Below are 15127 nucleotides of genomic sequence, written 5' to 3'. Positions count from 1 at the left end.
TTAGAGTCGAGGAACGCCCGGGCAACGTGGAACCCACTTGAAGGGACCCCTCGCAATGTCAACCACCCCTGAGAATCCACCCACGCCGGAGAGTTCTGAACGGTTCCTCCGCCTGCCGGCCGACAAGATCGTGCTGCTCAGCGCAGCCACGCTCGCGCTCGGCTTCGTCCTGTGGGGAATCTTCGACAACAAGGGCCTGGCCAGCGTCTCCGGCGACGCCCTGGCCTGGGTGATCAAGAGCTTCGGGTGGCTCTTCGTGCTGGCGAGCACGGGCTTCGTCGTACTCGCCGTCGTGCTGGCCTGCAGCCGCTGGGGCCGCATCCGGCTCGGCCGCGACGACGAGAAGCCCGAGTTCAGAACGGTCAGCTGGGTCACGATGATGTTCAGCGCCGGCATGGGTATCGGGCTCATGTTCTACGGCGTTGCCGAGCCCCTGTCACACCTGAGCGCGCCCCCGATGGGCCTCGCCGAGCCCAACAGCCAGGAGGGTGCACAGCTGGCCATCCAGTACTCGTTCTTCCACTGGGCGTTCCACCCGTGGGCGATGTACGCCATCGTCGGGCTGGCACTCGCATACTTCTCGTTCCGCCACGGTCGCGCGAACCTGATCAGCTCGACGTTCTTCCCGCTGCTGGGCAAGCGCTCCGAGGGCGGCGCCGGCCGGGCCATCGACACCTTCGCGATCCTGGCCACCCTGTTCGGCTCGGCAACCTCCCTCGGCCTCGGCGCCCTGCAGATCAACTCGGGGCTGAACCAGCTCTACGACGTCCCCAAGTCAACGCCGATGGCGATCGGCATCATCTCGGTGCTCACCCTGGCCTTCATCGTCTCGGCGGTCAGCGGTGTCCACCGCGGCGTCCAGTACCTGTCCAACCTGAACATGGTGCTCGCCGTCGCGCTGCTGTTCTTCCTGTTCGTTGTCGGCCCGACTGTCTTCATCCTCAGCACGTTCACCGAGTCGACCGGCGATTACCTCTACCAGATCGCTCCGATGAGCTTCCGATCCGGCGCCTTCGGCGGACAGGACTGGCTCGGCGGCTGGACGATCTTCTACTGGGCCTGGTGGATGTCGTGGACGCCGTTCGTCGGCGCCTTCATCGCCCGCATCTCGCGCGGCCGCACCATCCGCGAGTTCGTCTTCGGCGTGGTGCTCGCACCGAGTCTCGTCACCTTCGTCTGGTTCTCCATCCTGGGCGGCATCTCGATCAACCTGCAGCTCGGCGGCACGGATCTGGCCGGCGCCCTCGAACAGGGACAGGAGACGGCGCTGTTCGAACTCCTCCGGCAGTATCCGTGGTTCGCGCTGACCGCACTGATCGTCGTGATTCTGGTGGCGTTCTTCTTCATCTCCGGTGCGGACGCCGCAGCGCTCGTGATGGGCATGCTGTCGTGCCGGGGTTGTCGCGAGCCGGGCACCCTGGTGACGATCTTCTGGGGTGTCATGACCGGCGCCGTGGCAGGCATCCTGCTCCTCGCGGGTGGACTATCGGCCCTTCAGACGCTGTGCATCCTGGCCGCTTTCCCCTTCATGTTCATCATGATCGGCGCTGCCGTGGCGCTGGTGAAGGAGCTCCGCAACGAACCGGATCCCGCCCCACGGCCGGGACGCCGCAGAGCGACGGCCACCCTCGCCGAGCTCGACGAACTCGATGAGGAAGCGATCACCGCTTCACCCAACGGCGCCGCACCGGCGTCGCACTCACCAGTCGCCTGAGCACCTCCACAGCCGCGAGCCGGCCGGGAGACGGGTCCCAGACAGGGCCCGTCTCCCGGCCGGTTCGCACGTGTGGGCACGCCGGCCGCGGCGCACGAAAAACCCGACTCGCACCTCTTGACCTGCCTCCCCCAGGAAGGCAGTCTGTTGCGTATCGCTCGTTAAGTTGTGTAATACGCAAAGGAGACCCTGATGGCGCCTCGTCCCCCGGCCGGCCAGGAGTACGTACTGACGCTGACCTGTCCGGAGGCGCCGGGCATCGTCTTCGCGGTCAGCCGCTTCGTGATGGAGCACGGCGGGACCATCAGCGCCAGCCAGCAGTTCGACGACCGGCTCACCGACACCTTCTTCATGCGGGTCCAGTTCCGGCTGGACGGCGCGACGGCCGAGTCGCTGCGTCAGGACTTCGCCGCGATCGGGAGCCAGTTCGCAATGGCGTGGCAGTTGCACGACCTGCACACGCCCACCCGCAGCCTGCTGCTGGTCTCCCGCTTCGGCCACTGCCTGAACGACCTGCTCTTCCGGACCAGCACGCGCGCTCTGAACATCGAGATCCCTGGCATCGTCTCCAACCACCGGGACTTCGAGGCTGTCGCCGACGCCAACGGCATCCCGTTCTTCCACGTGCCGGTCACCCCGGACACCAAACCGGAGGCGGAGGCGCGCCTGCTCGAACTGGTGGATTCGCTCGACGTCGACCTCGTCGTACTCGCCCGCTACATGCAGGTACTGTCGAACGAACTCTGCGGCAAGCTGGAAGGGCGGGCCATCAACATCCACCACTCGTTCCTGCCGAGCTTCAAGGGCGCCAAGCCCTACCACCAGGCACACACCCGCGGGGTGAAGCTGATCGGTGCCACCGCGCACTACGTGACCTCGGACCTCGACGAAGGGCCGATCATCGAGCAGGACGTCGCCCGCGTCGATCACTCTCTCGACCCCGCCGACATGACCGCCGCGGGCCGCGACGTCGAGGCTCAGGTGCTCGCCCGGGCGATCCGCTGGCACAGCGAGCACCGGGTGCTGCTCGACCGCAACCGCACCGTCGTCTTCCGCTGAGTCCGCAAACCACCCAGAACAAGGAGAGTCATGTCCGTCACCGTCAAGGGAGTCATCGCCCGCAGCAAGGGCGCGCCGGTCGAGGTCGTCGACATCGTCGTCCCCGACCCCGGGCCCGGGGAGGCCGTGGTGAAGGTCCAGGCCTGCGGCGTCTGCCACACCGACCTGCACTACCGTGACGGTGGGATCGGCGACGAATTCCCTTATCTGCTGGGCCACGAGGCCGCCGGTGTCGTCGAGTCGGTCGGCGAGGGTGTCACCGAGGTCGCACCGGGCGACTTCGTCATCCTCAACTGGCGTGCGGTGTGCGGCCAGTGCCGCGCGTGTGCGAAGGGCAAGCCGCAGTACTGTTTCAGCACTCACAACGCCAAGCAGTCGATGACGCTGACCGACGGCACCCCGCTCTCACCCGCCCTCGGCATCGGCGCCTTCATCGAGAAGACGATCGTCGCGGCGGGTCAGTGCACCAAGGTCGACCCGCACGCGCCGGCGGCTGCTGCCGGCCTCCTCGGCTGTGGTGTGATGGCCGGGTTCGGAGCGGCTGTGAACACCGGTGGTGTCGAGCGAGGCGACTCGATCGCTGTGATCGGCTGTGGCGGTGTCGGCAACGCAGCGATCGCGGGCGCCGCCCTCGCCGGCGCTGCCACCATCATCGCGATCGATGTCGACGACCGTAAGCTCGACTGGGCCAAGGGCTTCGGAGCGACCCACACCGTCAACTCCCGCGACGAGGACGCCGTCGAGGCGATCCGGAGGCTGACCGGCGGCTTCGGCGCCGATGTCGTGGTCGATGCGGTCGGTCGGCCGGAGACCTACGAGCAGGCGTTCTACGCACGCGACCTGGCCGGCACCGTCGTACTCGTCGGCGTCCCGTCGCCGGACAGCGAGCTCACTCTTCCCCTGCTCGAGGTCTTCGGGCGGGGCGGTGCGCTCAAGTCCTCGTGGTACGGCGATTGCCTGCCATCGCGCGATTTCCCGATGCTCGTCGACCTGGCGCAGCAGGGCCGGTTCCCGCTGGCCGAGTTCATCACGGAGACCATCGCCCTCGGCGAGGTCGAGGACGCCTTCGCGAAGATGCACAAGGGCGAGGTACTGCGCTCGGTGGTCGAGCTGTGAGCGGCGCCGAGATCACCCGGGTCGTGACCGCGGGTACCTTCAGCCTCGACGGTGGCACCTGGGACGTCGAGAACAACGTCTGGGTCATCGGCGACGAGAACGAATGCGTCGTCATCGACGCCGCACATTCGGCTGATCCGATCGTCGCCGCTGTTGCGGGACGCGAGGTGCGCGCGGTTCTCCTCACCCATGCGCACAACGACCACGTCAACGCAGCCACTGATCTGTGTACGGCGACGGGCGCGCGGTCGTACCTTCACCCGGCCGACCGCATCCTCTGGGACGTGGTTCACGACACCGCCCCTGACGAGGAGCTTGCTGACGGCAACGAGTTCAAGGTTGCCGGCATCACCCTCCGAACGCTGCACACACCCGGTCATGCCCCCGGTGCCTGCTGCTTCTACAGCGAGGAGCTGGGCGCGGTCTTCACCGGAGACACCCTGTTCCACGGCGGGCCGGGCGCGACGGGGCGCTCTCACAGTCACTTCCCGACGATCATCGACTCGATCCGGGACAAGCTGCTCACGCTCCCGAGCGAGACCGTCGTACACACCGGACATGGTGACGACACGTCCATCGGCGCCGAGAGCGGCGACCTGGAAGCGTGGATCGCCCGCGGCCACTAAAGAAAAAGCAACAACCCCGCCCCTCGCTTCGCTCGGGGCGGGGAGGGGAAACGGTCCAGTCCGGCGAAGGACTGGACCTTTTCAGCACTCGATCACGTTGACGGCGAGGCCGCCGCGGGATGTCTCTTTGTACTTCACCTTCATGTCGCGACCGGTGTCCCGCATCGTCTTGATCGCCTTGTCCAGGCTCACCTTGTGGCTGCCGTCGCCGCTCACGCCCAGGCGCGCCGCGTTGATCGCCTTCATCGAAGCGATGGCATTCCGCTCGATGCACGGAATCTGCACCAGGCCTCCGACCGGATCACAGGTCAGGCCCAGGTTGTGCTCGATGCCGACTTCCGCCGCGTTCTCCACCTGGGCCGGCGTACCCCCCAGGACCTCGGCGAGGCCGCCGGCCGCCATCGAGCAGGCAGAACCGACCTCACCCTGACAGCCGACCTCCGCCCCGGAGATCGATGCATTCAGCTTGAACAGGATTCCGACCGCCGCCGCGGTCAGCAGGAACCGGACGATGCCGTCCTCGTTCGCGCCGGGGACGAACCGCACGTAGTAGTGCAGGACGGCCGGGATGATCCCCGCGGCGCCGTTGGTGGGCGCCGTGACGATGCGCCCTCCGGACGCGTTCTCCTCGTTGACGGCCAGGGCATAGAGGTTCACCCAGTCCATGACGTGTAGCGGGTCGTCGTACCCCTTGCTGGTGAACTCCCGGAACAGTCCCGGAGCCCGTCGCGGCACCCGGAGTCCGCCCGGAAGTACGCCGTCGCGTTGGAAGCCTCGTTCGACACACTCGGCCATCACCGACCACAGGTGGAGCATCCCGGCCCGGATCTCGTCCTCGGTGCGCCAGGCCTGCTCGTTGGCGAACATGACGTCACTGATCGACATCTGCTCGCGTTCGCAGATCGCCAGCAGTTCCGCGCCGGTGCCGAACGGGAACTTGACCTGCGTTTCGTCCAGCACGACCCGGTCCGCGCCGGTGGCCTCCTCGTCGACGACGAAGCCGCCGCCGACGGAGTAGTACGTCCGGAAGTCGAGCTGTACGTCGTCCTCGTCGAAGGCGGCGAACGTCATTCCGTTCGGGTGGGCCGGAAGGCTCTTGCGTCTGTGCATGACCAGGTCGGAGTCCACGTCGAACCCGATCGGGGTGGTGCCGTTCAGGACGAGCAGGCCGGTCTCCCGGATCTCGTCGATCCGGCCATCGGCCCGGTCCGTGTCCGTTGTCGCCGGGTCCTCACCCTCGAGGCCGAGGACGACTGCCTTGGGCGAACCGTGACCGTGTCCGGTCACGCCGAGCGATCCGAACAGCTCGGCCCGGACCCGGCGTACGTGCGCCAACTGTCCGGAACCGGCGAGCCTCTCGACGAACCGCTTCGCGGCCCGCATGGGCCCGACGGTGTGCGACGAGGAGGGACCGATACCGATGGAGTAGAGATCGAACGCCGAGAGCGCCATCAGGAGCCGCCCGCGGTCTGACCCCGCGGAGCGAACTCCCGCATGGCGTCGAGCAACCAGGTGGCGACGGACGGAGCGGACGAGGCACGCGGCATGACGCGGAACGTCGTACGGTCGACCTTCCAGAGCAGGACCGGAACGCGGGCGAGTGTCGTCGTGACCGCCGTGTCATCGAGGAATACGCGGGGGTGCAGGTCGACGGGACAGCCCTTCTCGAGGACCTCCCGCGCGTGCGGCCCGGAGACCTCGAGAACTGTCCGGTTCGCCGACACGTCGACGATGGCTGCGTGTCCGCCGCCCGCCGCCGCGCGGAGGCCGGCCACCGGAATGTCAGGCACCCCGTCGGCGGCCGTTGGATCCGAGACGATGAGCCATTCGTCAGGCCCCAGCCACAGCACCGCCCGCTCACCGCGCCGGGCGACCTCCCCACACGTTCCGGGCAGGCCGAGCTCCAGGACGCATTCGATGCCTCGTGCCGCAGTGGAGTCCGGATCGACGCGGAGGCTCACCATGCTGAGGAACGTCAACTCCAGCAGCCGCAGGTCCCCGATCCCGGCCTCCGACCCGCTGCGCCGCAGGCTCGTCAGATCAGCCATCTCGCTTCGTCCCTTCGGCGGTCAGGCATTCGGGTTGAGGGAGTCGAGGACCCAGCTGTGGAACTCGGCGATGTGGTGCTCACTGGGCACCAGGACGCCGCCGGCGGCGTACATCCGCGAGTCGGTGGCCGCCTGGCAGCGCTCGCACGCGTCGAAGTCCTGCTGGTTGACCCGGTGGAAGAGCTCGACGGACTTCGTCAGGTCCTTGCCTGAGGCAACGACGTCGGGCAGGTAGAGCCAGTCGCACTCGACGATCGTGTGGTCCGGGGCGAGCGGGAACATCCGGTGGATGATCACGTGGTCCGGGACCAGGTTGATGAAGACCTGCGGCCGGACCGTGACGGCGTAGTAGCGGCGATCCTGGTCCTCGGAGACACCCGGGATCCGGTCGAGGCCCTCGGAGCCGTCGACGGTGAAGCCCTTGATCTCCTCGCCGAACAGCGCGCCGTGGCCGACGAAGTACTGCGCGGCGAAACCGTCGGCGAACTCCGGCAGCACCTCGGTGAGTTCCGGGTGGATGGTGGCGCAGTGGTAGCACTCCATGAAGTTCTCGATGATGAGCTTCCAGTTGGCCTTCACGTCGTACGTGATCCGCTTGCCCAGTTCGAGGTTCTCCACGCCGTAGTGATCGAGCGACTCGATGTCGCCGAGGCGGGTCCGCACCGCGCCGACGACCGTGTCGTCGAACGACGGCGCGTCGTCGGCGAGGCAGACCCAGACGTAGCCGAGCCACTCGCGCACGTGCACCTTGCGGAGTCCGTACTCGACCCGGTCGATGTCCGGCATCTTGGTGAGGTTCGGGGCGGCGACCAGCTTGCCGTCGAGGTCGTAGGTCCACGCGTGATAGGGGCACTGGAAGGCGCGCTGCGTCTCCCCGGACTCCTCGGTACAGAGCTTGGCGCCGCGATGCCGGCAGATGTTGAAGAAAGCGCGCGCCTCGCCGCGCCGCGAGCGGGTGATCAGGATGCTCTCGCGGCCGATCTGGACGGTCCGGAAGGCGCCCGGCTTCACGATGTCGCCCGAACGGATCGCGCAGAACCAGAGCTGCTCGAAGATGCGTTCCTGTTCGCGGGCAAAGAGCTCGGGGTCCGAGTAGGCCGATCCCGGCAGGGTCGGGAGGAAGCTCTCCGGCAGGGTCTGGTTCTCGGTGACGGTCATGCTGTTGCTCCTTGCAGCGTGAAGAAAGTCAGTCGGGGGCGGAAGGTCAGCCGCGGAGGCGGGTCATCTTCGGGTCGAAGAGCGGCTCGGCCGCCACGACGGCCTGGACCCGGCGGTCGAAGTAGCCGATCTCGACCAGAGTCCCGGGAGCGGCGGCGTCGGCCGGCAGCCAGGCATAGGCGATGCCCTTGCCGATCGTGTAGCCGTAGGCGGCGCTGGTGACATATCCGGCCGCGCGCCCGTCGACGAAGACCGGCTCCTTGCCCGCGACGACGTCGAACGGGTTGTCGATCGTCAGGCAGGCGAGCGTGCGGACCCGGTTCTCCGTCCGGCGGAGCAGTGCGTCCCGGCCGATGAAGTCACCCTTGTCGAGCTTCACGGCGAAGCCGAGACCGGCCTCGTACGGGTCGTGCTCGAAGGTCATGTCCGCACCGAACGAGCGGTAGCCCTTCTCCAGCCGGAGGGAGTTGAACGCGCCGCGGCCCGCCGCGATGATGCCGTGCTGCCGGCCGGCCTGCCAGATGGTGTCCCAGAGGCGGAGGCCCAGGTCGGCCGTCGTGTAGAGCTCCCAGCCCAGCTCGCCGACGTACGACAGACGCATCGCGGTGACCGGGACGTTGCCGATGCTGAACCGGGCGGCACGGAAGTACTTCAGGCCGTCGTTGGTCAGGTCCGCGTCGGTGAGCCTGCTGAGGACCTCGCGGGCCTTCGGGCCCCACAGGCCGATGCAGCATGTGCCCGGCGTGATGTCCGTGACCACGACCGAGCCGTCTGCCGGCAGGAAGCGGTTGAACCAGTCGGTGTCGAGGGCTCCGTTGACGCCGACCTGGTAGTGGTTGGTCCCCAGGCGCGCGATGGTGACGTCACTGCGGATGCCGCCGTCGACGTCGAGGAGCAAGGTGTAGATGACCGAGCCGACGGACCGGTCGACGTTGCCGGTCGAGAGGCGCTGCAGGAAGCCGGTCGCACCCGGGCCGGTGACCGTGAGGCGCTTCAGCGCGGTCATGTCGTACATCGCGACGCCCTCGCGGGTGGCCTGCGCCTCGGCGCCGACGATCGGCGACCAGTACTGCGCGGCCCAGTCGTTCGGCTGCGGTACGTCGTACCGCTCGAGAAGACCCTTGTTGGCGTCGTACCACTGCGGGCGCTCCCATCCCGTGGCCGGCAGGAAGTAGGCGCCGAGCTCCTGCTGCCGCGGGTAGAACGGCGAGGTGCGGATCGCACGCGGCGAGTCCATCGGCTGGAGCGGGTGGAGGATGTCGTAGACCTCGACGAAGTTCTGGCAGTCGCGCTCGAGGATGTACTCGGGGACGAGCTGATGGTCCTCGAACCGGTTCACGTCGCACTCGTGCAGGTCGAAGCTCTCGCTGTAGCCGTTCGCCAGCCACTCGGCCATCGCCCGGCCGACGCCGGCGGAGTGGGTCACCCAGACCGCCTCCGCGACCCAGAAACCGGAGACCTCCGGTGACTCACCCATCAGCGGCATACCGTCCGGCGTGAAGGAGAAGATCCCGTTGATTCCCTCCTCGATCTTCGCGTCCGCGGTCGAGGGGAGCAGTGCCTGGGTCTCGTCCCAGGCCGGGGCGAAGTCGTCGGGGGTGAACTCGAGGACGGACGGCATGACGTCGGCCTCCTCGACCGACAGCAGGTCGTTCGCGTCGATCGGCATCGGGCGGTGGCCGTAGTAGCCGATGCCGAGTTGGTCGTAGCGGTCGCGGTAGTACAGATCCGCGTCCTGGTGCCGAAGGACCGGGCGGATCGCTTCCTCGGTCTGACCGGCCAGCGCCGGAACCGCGCCGGTCCACGCGAGCTGGTGAGCCAGCGGGGTCAGCGGCAGGTTCATGCCGACCAGCGCGGCGACCTTCGGACCCCAGATGCCGGCGCAGCAGACCACGACGTCGGCCTCGATCTCGCCATGGTCGGTGACAACCCCGACGACCTTCCCGTCCTCGACCGCGATGTCCGTGACCTCATGGCGCGGCAGGAACTTCACGCCCCGGCTCTTCGCCCGCTCGATCTGGGCCTCGACCGCCCACAGGGCCTTCGCGATGCCATCGGTCGGGCAGTGCAACCCGCCGAGCACTCGCTCGCGGTCGACCAACGGGTGGAGCTCGACGCACCGATCGGCGTCGACAACCTCCGCCTCGACACCCCAGGAGGTCAGCCAGCCGTGGCGGCGGTGGATCTCCGCCAGGCGTTCCGGAGTTGTCGCGACCTCGAGGCCGCCGACCTGGAGGAAGCACGACCGGCCTTCGTGCTCGAGCGAAACGAACTTCTCGACGGTGTAGCGCGCGAGGTCGGTGAGGACCTTGGAACCGCTGGCCTGGAACACCAGACCCGGCGCATGCGAGGTGGAGCCACCCGTGGCCGGCAGGTCGCCTTGGTCGATGACGACGATATCCGTCCAGCCGAGCGCGGACAGTTCGTCCGCGACAGCCGCGCCCACGACTCCGGCTCCGATGATGGCGGTCCGACGTCCGACCATACTGAGGCCTCCTGTTGCGTATCCTGCACTCCATTGCGACACAAGCAACAATGCAGGCGCGGCAGGGAAGCCGTCAAGGGCAGCGGCGAAACCCGTTTGCGGGTTTGGGGCAGCAGCGGCGAGGGTGCGGGCATGACGATTGCTTATTGGGTGGCCGGCGACGGGCCGGCGGTGTTGCTCGTGCACGCCGGGGTGGCGGATGCGCGGATGTGGCGGCGGCAGGTCGAGGAGCTCGCGCGGGACCGCCGAGTGATCACGGTGGATCTCCGGGGGTACGGCGAGACGCCGTTGGAGCCCGAGGCGAAGTACTCCGACGCGGGGGATGTGCTCGCCGTGCTGGACGAGTTGGGCGTCGACACGGTCGAGGCCGTCGGGGCGTCGTACGGCGGGTATGTCGTCCAGCAGATCGCCAGCCGTCAGCCGGAGCGGTTCAAGCGCTTGGTGCTGATCTGCGCGCCGACCGACGGGGTGGAGCCGACCGAGGACATCCGGGCGGTGTGGGCGGAGGAGGAGCGGTTGCTGGAGGCCGAGGACGTCGACGGCGCGACCGACCTGATGGTGCGCAGTTGGCTCGGTCCCGAAGCGGACGACGACGCGCGCGAGTTGCTGCGGGCGATGCAGAAGCGTGCGTTCGAGCTTCAGCTACCCGCGGGCGACGTCGACAACGAGGAGTACGACCTCGAGCCCGAGAAGATCGTCGCGCCCGTGCGACTGATCACGGGCGCACACGATTTCGACTGGTTCCGCAACTGTGCGTCGCACCTGGCCGAGCGGCTCCCGAACGCCGAGCGCGTCGACCTCCCGTGGGCCGGCCACCTGCCGACCCTCGAGCGTCCCACCGAAGCGATGGGTCTGATCGTCTAGTCCGCGAGGGCGCCCATCGGGTCCCAGGCGGGTAGCACGATGGGCGCGTCGTCGAGGCGCGCCTGGAGCTCGACCGGCAGGGCGGAGCGCCGTACGGCGATCTCGAAGACGTGCTCGCCGAACCACGAGTCGTTCATGGTCCAGAAGCCACTGTCCGCCTTCTCGTCACCCCAGCTGTTCTCGACCCGCCAGCGCCGCGGCTTGCCGTCCACCACGTCGACACCGGTGAACAGCATCGCGTGCGTCATCAGCGTCTCGTGGTGCAGCAGCCGCTCGGCCTTGTTCAGGGTGAACTCGGTGTCGTAGACGGCGCCGTAGTCGTACAGCTTGGCGTCCCAGTAGCCGAGGTCGGCGTTCATCTGCTTGCCGACGTCACAGCCGAACCAGACCGGCTCGCCGCCGACGATGGCGTCCTGGGTGAGCTGCTTCATCAGCTCGATCTCGACGTTCAGGTACACAACCGGCGGCGCGTCGATGACGTTGCCGAGGTAGTCGACGGTGAACGTCTGGCCGACCGGGCTGGACTCGCGCGGGTCGTGCACCAGGCAGACGTACTCGTCCACCGGCAGCTGCACGTACGCCGCCGCGAACTCGGTCGGCGTCGTCCACCCGTCGCGGTGGAACTCCTTGTCGCTGTCCTTCCACTGCCACAGGAACTTCTGCGGCGGCGTACCGAGGTGGATGCTCAGCACCCGGTGCACGGTGGTCAGGATCTCCTGCTTGCGGTCGCGCTGCGCCTCGATGCCGTCCAGCGCGCGCAGGTCGCGGGCGCCCTGGCGGAGCAGCTTGCGCAGGGTGTCGTTCAGCTGCGCGGTCGCCGAGGAGCTCTCGGTCTCCGGCATCGCCGACTTCGGCACCAGGCCGTGCTTGCGGACCAGCGCGACGAACATGTTCCACTGGCCACCGTCACCGATCGGGTCGGACAGCAGGTGCGCCACGGTCCGGTCGTCGACGTCCCGGCCGGCCGTCTCGATGATCGCCTCGAGGAAGAAGTTGGACCGCTCGAACTTGTCCCAGAACAGCAGGTAGTTCTGGGAGAACTCGAAGTCCTTCACACCGAGCTTCTCGGCCGCGCCGGCGCGGAGCAGGTTCAGCCCGGCGAACAGCCAGCAGCGGCCGCTCTTCTTCTGGTTCGTCACCTTCCAGTCGTCGAGCAGATGAGAGACCGAATGATCGATCGAGGTGACGACCTGGCGGTCGAGGGCGATGGCGTTGACCGGCGTCTGCGTGACGGCGTTCTGCATCACCCGGTACTGCGGGTTCGATGCGAACTCCTTCTCGAAGAGCGCGAGCTGTTCGGCAGTGAGATTCCGCTCCATAGCACTCGACGGTATAACAGCCGCCAAGCCCGCACCGCCTCCGCCGGGGTGGCGACTCCGTGCCCTGTCCACAACTCGCCACACCAGCTATCCTAAATGAAAACGACATTCAACAACTAAGGACCCGACCATGGCACCCCGACGCCCGGCGCCGACCGGTAAGCGCAAGCCGAAGCAGAACCCGCTCGACCGCGACGGCATCACCTACATCGACTACAAGGACACCGCGCTGCTGCGGAAGTTCATCTCCGACCGAGGCAAGATCCGCTCCCGCCGGGTGACCGGGCTGAGTGTCCAGCAGCAGAAGCAGGTCGCCCGCGCGATCAAGAACGCCCGCGAGATGGCCCTGCTCCCCTACACCTCGGCCACCCGCTGACCCCTGCGGCAACCCTGGCGAGCGGTTGACCTTCCACTGGCCGGAAGGCGGTCGTTTCCGCTCAGCGGAAGCCACGCCATACTGCCGGGATGACGGCGAGTGTGAGCTCCAGGCTGCTGGCGGTGTTGCGCACCTTCAGTCATCGCACGCCGCTGCAGACCTTGTCCGAGATCAGTCGCCGCTCCGGCCTGCCGCTGACCACCACGCACCGGCTCGTCCGCGAACTCCTCCAGGGCGGTGCACTCGAGCGCGACGACGACGGCCGGTACCGGATCGGCCTGTGGTTGTGGGAGATCGCGGCCCTGGCACCTCGCGGACTCGGGTTGCGCGAGATCGCGATGCCGTTCCTCGAGGATGTGTACGAGGCGACCCGCCAGCACGCGCAGCTCGCCGTACTGGACGGGTGCGATGCGGTGTTCCTGGAGCGGATCTCGGGTCGTGGCGCCGTCCACGTGTTCACCCGGGTCGGCGGCCGGTTGCCGTTGCACGCGACCGGCGTGGGCCAGGTCTTGCTGGCCCACGCCGACCGGGACCTGCAGGAGCAGGTCATCGCCGGTCCGCTGCGTCGCTACACCCGCCACACCGTCGCGGACGGCGAGCAGTTGCGGCGACGGCTCGCCGAGATCCGGCGGGACGGGTACGTGATCAGCAGTCGCGCGATCGAGGAGATCAGCCTGTCGGTGGCGGCCCCGGTGTACGACGCCGATGACCGGGTCGTGGCCGCCGTGTCGACAGTTGTCCCGTACGGGCAACAGGATCCGCTGACCCTGGTCCCGCTGATCAAAGCCTCCGCCCGCGGTATCTCACGCGTGCTCGGCGCGCCCAGCGCTACCGGTCTCCCCAAGTCGGTCCGCCGTACGTCGGTCGCCTGGCAACCGAACTGATCCACGCTCGACCAGGCTGACCGCGATCGCACCGAACAGACCGACCGTGGCGAACACGTAGAAGCCCCACGGGAACGCCATGCCGGCAGACAGCAGCGCACCGCCGACGGCCGGTCCAGCGATCGCACCGAGCCGGCCGACACCGGCCGCCCAGCCGAGACCGGTGGCCCGGTTCTCCGCGGCGTACACACGGCCGATGTACGCGTACACGAGGACCTGGGCCGCGAAGACGAAACAGCCGGCGAGCAGTACGACGACGTACAGGAGCGGACCGGGAAGACGCACGCTGAGCAGCGCGAGCATGATCGTCGCACCGGCGAACCAGGCGCGGGTGACCGGACGCATCGGAAGCTTGTCGGCGATCCGGCCGGCGACGAGCAGACCGACGATGGCGCCGGCATTCAGGACGAGCAGGAGACTGAGCGCCGCGCCGAGCGGGTAGCCGGCCTCACGCATGATCTGCGGCAGCCAGGTGTTCAGGCCGTAGACCAGCAGCAGCCCCATGAACGACGTGATCCAGAACGCGAGCGTCGGGCGGCGGTACCCGGGCCGCAGCAACGACTTCACCGTCTCCAAACCGGGCCTATCCGCCGTGAAAACAGGCGATTCCGGCAGATATCGATACATCAACGGGAGGAGCACCAGCGCAGGCGCGGCACCGATCAGGAACATCGCCCGCCAGCCCAGCGTCGGGATCACCAGGATCCCAAGCAGAGCCGTGAGTACGGCGCCGACGTGGTAGCCGGTCATGATCAGGGTGGTCGGACCGCCGTTACGGCCACGCGGTGAGTACTCGGTCACCAGGGTGATTGCCGTCGGCAAGCAACCGCCGAGACCGAGGCCGGCCAGGAACCTGAACAGTCCCAGTACGCCGGCCGACGGCGCGAATGCGCACAGCAGAGTGAACAGCGAGAACGTCGCGACCGCGATCAGCAGCGCGCGACGCCGGCCGATCACATCGGTCACCGTCCCGATCAGCAGACCACCCAGCATCATCCCGACCAGCCCGATGGTCGCGACCGCCGCCGCGGTCCCCGGGGTGTAGCCGAAGACCTTCCCACTCAGCAGAACCGGGGTGATCGTGCCGAGCACGACCAGGTCGAAGCCGTCCAGCAGGACGGCACTCCAGCACAGCGGGCGCACCCACCGGCGCGCCTCCGGCACAGCGAAATCCTGCATGCGGACCTCCGCTCGGGTCTGGGAGGGGCGGATCCCACCCAGTCCCCCGAAGGTCCAGTACCGTCCCCGCGCCGACCACCCCGCCTTCCAACCACCGGAAGACCACTGAGGTCAGTGGTCTGTTCCCCACGCCGAACGGCGCCGCCCCTGCCTCCCGCCCACCGCCCCCATTTGAGGGGTCAACCCCTTGCTTTGTGGGTTGCGGAGGCAGATTTTGCCTCCGCAACCCACCACATCAGGGGTTGACCCCTCAAATGGCGCGGGCCGGAAGCGGGGTTGGGGGTACGGCGAACGGCGGT

The 15127-nt window shown here is 67.9% G+C and carries 13 protein-coding genes; 7 read left to right on the top strand and 6 right to left on the bottom strand.

The window, feature by feature from the left end:
- Positions 1–55 precede the first annotated feature (55 nt).
- The 4 genes from V9K99_RS23860 to V9K99_RS23845 all read left to right on the top strand — a co-directional run bounded on the left by V9K99_RS23860 (position 56) and on the right by V9K99_RS23845 (position 4515).
- Positions 56–1714 (top strand): BCCT family transporter, encoded by a 1659-nt coding sequence (locus tag V9K99_RS23860; protein ID WP_337012449.1) that lies wholly within the window; start codon positions 56–58, stop codon positions 1712–1714.
- A 192-nt stretch (positions 1715–1906) separates the two neighbouring features.
- A complete protein-coding gene (gene purU, locus V9K99_RS23855) occupies positions 1907–2773 on the top strand; it encodes a formyltetrahydrofolate deformylase (protein WP_337012451.1) in 867 nt (288 codons plus the stop codon).
- A 30-nt stretch (positions 2774–2803) separates the two neighbouring features.
- Entirely contained in the window at positions 2804–3889 is a 1086-nt protein-coding gene (locus V9K99_RS23850; protein WP_337012453.1) for an S-(hydroxymethyl)mycothiol dehydrogenase, read from the top strand.
- Positions 3886–4515 (top strand): MBL fold metallo-hydrolase, encoded by a 630-nt coding sequence (locus V9K99_RS23845; RefSeq protein WP_337012455.1) that lies wholly within the window; start codon positions 3886–3888, stop codon positions 4513–4515. Before V9K99_RS23850 ends, V9K99_RS23845 begins: the two co-directional genes overlap by 4 nt.
- A gap of 81 nt (positions 4516–4596) precedes the next feature.
- On the opposite strand, the gene V9K99_RS23840 is transcribed toward V9K99_RS23845, so the two are convergent.
- From V9K99_RS23840 to V9K99_RS23825, 4 genes are read right to left on the bottom strand one after another with little or no spacing between them, the layout of a single operon-like run.
- Complete coding sequence (locus V9K99_RS23840) at positions 4597–5967, bottom strand: L-serine ammonia-lyase (protein WP_337012457.1); 1371 nt, start codon at positions 5965–5967, stop codon at positions 4597–4599.
- Complete coding sequence (locus V9K99_RS23835) at positions 5967–6563, bottom strand: sarcosine oxidase subunit gamma (protein WP_337012458.1); 597 nt, start codon at positions 6561–6563, stop codon at positions 5967–5969. Before V9K99_RS23835 ends, V9K99_RS23840 begins: the two co-directional genes overlap by 1 nt.
- Before the next feature lie 21 nt (positions 6564–6584).
- Positions 6585–7721 (bottom strand): aromatic ring-hydroxylating oxygenase subunit alpha, encoded by a 1137-nt coding sequence (locus V9K99_RS23830; RefSeq protein WP_337012460.1) that lies wholly within the window; start codon positions 7719–7721, stop codon positions 6585–6587.
- Between the two features lie 46 nt (positions 7722–7767).
- Positions 7768–10206 carry a GcvT family protein gene (locus V9K99_RS23825; RefSeq protein ID WP_337012462.1) on the bottom strand — a complete coding sequence of 813 codons (2439 nt, stop codon included), beginning with the start codon at positions 10204–10206 and terminating at the stop codon, positions 7768–7770.
- A gap of 132 nt (positions 10207–10338) precedes the next feature.
- Between V9K99_RS23825 and V9K99_RS23820 the strand changes: the two genes are divergently transcribed.
- Positions 10339–11070, top strand: a complete 732-nt coding sequence (locus tag V9K99_RS23820) for an alpha/beta fold hydrolase (protein WP_337012464.1) — start codon at positions 10339–10341, stop codon at positions 11068–11070.
- On the opposite strand, the gene V9K99_RS23815 is transcribed toward V9K99_RS23820, so the two are convergent.
- Entirely contained in the window at positions 11067–12389 is a 1323-nt protein-coding gene (locus V9K99_RS23815; RefSeq protein ID WP_337012466.1) for an aminopeptidase C, read from the bottom strand. The genes V9K99_RS23820 and V9K99_RS23815 overlap by 4 nt on opposite strands.
- A gap of 130 nt (positions 12390–12519) precedes the next feature.
- Here V9K99_RS23815 and rpsR point away from each other — a divergent pair, with 130 nt between their 5' ends.
- Both rpsR and V9K99_RS23805 read left to right on the top strand, forming a co-directional pair.
- Entirely contained in the window at positions 12520–12765 is a 246-nt protein-coding gene (rpsR, locus tag V9K99_RS23810) for a 30S ribosomal protein S18 (protein WP_337012468.1), read from the top strand.
- 89 nt (positions 12766–12854) lie between these two features.
- A complete protein-coding gene (locus V9K99_RS23805; protein ID WP_337012470.1) occupies positions 12855–13649 on the top strand; it encodes an IclR family transcriptional regulator in 795 nt (264 codons plus the stop codon).
- Here the strand turns inward: V9K99_RS23805 and V9K99_RS23800 are convergent.
- Entirely contained in the window at positions 13569–14828 is a 1260-nt protein-coding gene (locus V9K99_RS23800; protein WP_337012472.1) for an MFS transporter, read from the bottom strand. The genes V9K99_RS23805 and V9K99_RS23800 overlap by 81 nt on opposite strands.
- Positions 14829–15127 lie beyond the last annotated feature (299 nt).

Source organism: Kribbella sp. CCNWLW201, from assembly GCF_037203805.1.
Lineage (GTDB): Bacteria > Actinomycetota > Actinomycetes > Propionibacteriales > Kribbellaceae > Kribbella.
Note: the sequence above shows the minus strand (reverse complement) of the source record. Positions and strands in the feature narration are given on the sequence as shown.